Annotated in this window: 4 protein-coding genes; 3 read left to right on the top strand and 1 reads right to left on the bottom strand. The window is 74.7% G+C overall.

Annotated elements, in window-relative coordinates:
- On the bottom strand, positions 1–1,356 hold a 1,356-nt coding region (locus tag AB0I76_RS27160; RefSeq protein WP_357041149.1), incomplete at its 3' end, for a hypothetical protein.
- A gap of 126 nt (positions 1,357–1,482) precedes the next feature.
- Between AB0I76_RS27160 and AB0I76_RS27155 the strand changes: the two genes are divergently transcribed.
- The 3 genes from AB0I76_RS27155 to AB0I76_RS27145 all read left to right on the top strand — a co-directional run bounded on the left by AB0I76_RS27155 (position 1,483) and on the right by AB0I76_RS27145 (position 2,641).
- Complete coding sequence (locus AB0I76_RS27155) at positions 1,483–1,992, top strand: DinB family protein (RefSeq protein ID WP_357041145.1); 510 nt, start codon at positions 1,483–1,485, stop codon at positions 1,990–1,992.
- A 40-nt stretch (positions 1,993–2,032) separates the two neighbouring features.
- Positions 2,033–2,428 carry a cupin domain-containing protein gene (locus AB0I76_RS27150; RefSeq protein ID WP_357041142.1) on the top strand — a complete coding sequence of 132 codons (396 nt, stop codon included), beginning with the start codon at positions 2,033–2,035 and terminating at the stop codon, positions 2,426–2,428.
- A gap of 63 nt (positions 2,429–2,491) precedes the next feature.
- On the top strand, positions 2,492–2,641 hold the full coding sequence (locus AB0I76_RS27145) for a hypothetical protein (RefSeq protein ID WP_357041139.1): 150 nt from the start codon (positions 2,492–2,494) through the stop codon (positions 2,639–2,641).
- The last annotated feature ends 40 nt before the right edge of the window (positions 2,642–2,681 follow it).

Here is a 2,681-nt window from a genome sequence, read left to right as displayed (position 1 = left end):
GCGCCGTTCACGGGTGGAGACGCGGCGATCGGACGTCCGTCCTCGTTGATCACCCGGATGAACAAGGGCGAAGCCTCGGGTTCGTGTCTCGAACACCTCGATGCCGAACCGGTGCGCGCCGGCGTACGCGGCGGCGAGCGCCCGGTTGCGCAACACCGAACGGGTGCGCGTCGGTGGGGCGACCGTGAACGACACGACGGTGCCCTGCTCACGGGCGACGGTCGCGCGCCACCGTTGCAGGCGCTTCGCGAGGGCGTAGTTGGGTCCCTGCTGCGGCACCAGGCTGTCGTTCACGCCCGGGTCGGCTCCCGGCGGGTAGTTGCGGTGCAGCAGCCGACCGCCGGAGACGACCCGCAGGGCGCGGCGGGCGGCACCGCGACGGGCGTAGCCGCGCTCGGCGTGCCGGACCGCGTCGCCGGGCACGGCGTACACGTCGGTGGGGGTGGCGAGGAACGCGAGCGCGACGTCGTCCCGCTCACGGCTCAGGTGGTCGGTGAGGGCGTCGACGGCGGTGGCGACCCGGACGTTGGTGGCCCCGTCGGCGTAGACGTAGTTGCCCAGCACCAGCCGCCCTTCGGTCCCGCGGAGCCACTCGGCGACCTGCGGCAGGCGGTGCAGCAGGTCGGCGCCCGCGCGGCTGATCAGCGTCGGGTCGTCGGTGCCGGTGCCGGCCGGTACCGGCAGGTGCAGGCGTCCGCCGTGGCGGCGGGCGGTCTGCAGCAGTCGGCGCCAGATCTCCGGGCGGGGCAGGTCCACCGCCACCACGTCGCCGCCCCAGCGCAGCACCGACGGAAGCGGACCCATCTCGGCGCCCGCGCCGAGCACCACGATCCGCTGGTCGCGAAGGTCCAGCCAGTCCGGGTTGGCGGCGACCGCGGCGACCGCCTCCGCGCAGGAGGGCTCCACCACGCCGTCGGTCACCCAGGTGTCGAGCCGCCGGCGCAGGGCGTCGCCCCGCAGGCGTCCGCCCCGGTACGGCAGGGAGAACTCCCGTTCGACGGTGCCGTCGCCTTCGACGGTGGCGGTGGCCAGCGGCTCGTGGCGCGGGGGTGCGGCGAACACGTCGGCCAGGGGTCCCTCCCGGCCCCCGTCGTCCACCACGGTCATCCGGGTGTGCAGGGACGCCAGCCCGTCGCGGGCGATGGTGAGCGCCGCCTCCCGGGAGAGCAGGCCGGCCTCGACGAGGCGGCGGAAGTGCCCGAGGTAGCCGTGCCGCCAGTCCGTCTCGTGCTCGGCGGCCCGGGCGCCCACCGGGTCCACGGCGCGCAGGGCGTCGGCGACGACCTGACGTCCGAGCGCGGACGTGCTGCGGCCCTCGCCGGTACGGGGGAAGACCACCCCGCGGGGACCCTCCACGGACACCGCCTCCTTTCTCGGCGTACCGGCCGCCGCCGGTCGCGGCTGCCACTCTGCCGCATGTCCGGTCGGACCGCAGCGCCGGCCGGGACCCGCCGGTGATCTCCGGCGGCGCACAATGGCGTGGTGACGTTGCCGTTTCCTTCCCCCACCGTGCCGGCCGCCGGACGTACCGAGGTGTTCCTGCGTTACCTGGACTTCTTCCGGTCGACCCTGATCGAGAAGGTCATGGCACTGCCGGAGCAGGAGCTGCGCCGCAGCCGGCTCTCCTCCGCGTGGACCCCGCTGGAACTGGTCAAGCACCTGCGGTACGTGGAGCTGCGCTGGATCGAGTGGGGCTTCGAGGGCCGCGACGTGGGGGAGCCGTGGGGCGACCGGCGCGACGGGCGGTGGCACGTCACGCGGGAGGAGAGCCGCGACGGACTCGTCGAGGCGTTGCGGGCGCAGGGTGCGCACACCCGGGCGGTGGTGGAGGCCGCCGACCTGGACGCGACCGGCGCGCCGGGCCCGCGCTGGGAGGGCGCGGAGCCGCCGCCGTTGGAGCGGGTGCTGTTCCACCTGGTGCAGGAGTACGCCCGGCACGTCGGGCACCTGGACATCGTCGTCGAGCTGGTCGGCGGCCCGACCGGCGAGTGACGGGGCGACCGTCGCGGCACCGGTGCGGCAGGATGGTCCGATGAGGAACGAGCCGATCGAGTTGGCGGCCGCGCTGGCGGGATTCGACCAGCTGTGGAGCCCACGCATCGTGACCCGGGTCAACGACTACGACGTGCGCGTCGCCAAGGTGGCCGGCGAGCACGTGTGGCACGCGCACGACGACACCGACGAGTTCTTCCTCGTCCTGGACGGCGAGCTGCGCATCGCGTTGCGCGACGGGCCGGGCGGGGCGCAGCGGGAGGTGGTGCTGCCCCGCGGCGCCGTGTACGTCGTACCGCGCGGCGTGGAGCACCGGCCGTCCTCGCCCGGTGGGGCGTCGATCCTGATGTTCGAGCCGTCCGGCACGTCGAGTGTCGGGGACCGGCACGACCCCGTGCCGGACCACGTGGACGCGACGACGGGGCACGCGCTGTAGGCGGGGCACCTACGGGGCGATATCGCCTGGCGGGACGCGTACACCCCTGGCAGGGTGACGGGCGTGACTGCGCAGGTGCTGGCGGGTGCGCTCGCCGACGACGGACGGCGAGCGGTGTTCGCGGCGATCGTGCTGGGCGACACCGACCGGGCGGCGGTCGCCGCCCGCACCGGCCTGGTAGCCACCGCGAGGTACCTTTGCTCGCATGACTGAGCGCCCGGGCACCTGGAGTTTCCGGTGAGCGAGTCGCCGT

The organism is Micromonospora sp. NPDC049799 (assembly GCF_040656655.1).
Taxonomy (GTDB): Bacteria; Actinomycetota; Actinomycetes; order Mycobacteriales; family Micromonosporaceae; genus Micromonospora.
This window is presented reverse-complemented; position numbering and strand designations above follow the sequence as displayed.

Excerpts from the sequence above, each read along its gene's own strand:
- AB0I76_RS27150 (WP_357041142.1), top strand. The coding sequence starts at position 2,033 with ATGAGGAACGAGCCGATCGAGTTGGCGGCCGCGCTGGCGGGATTCGAC.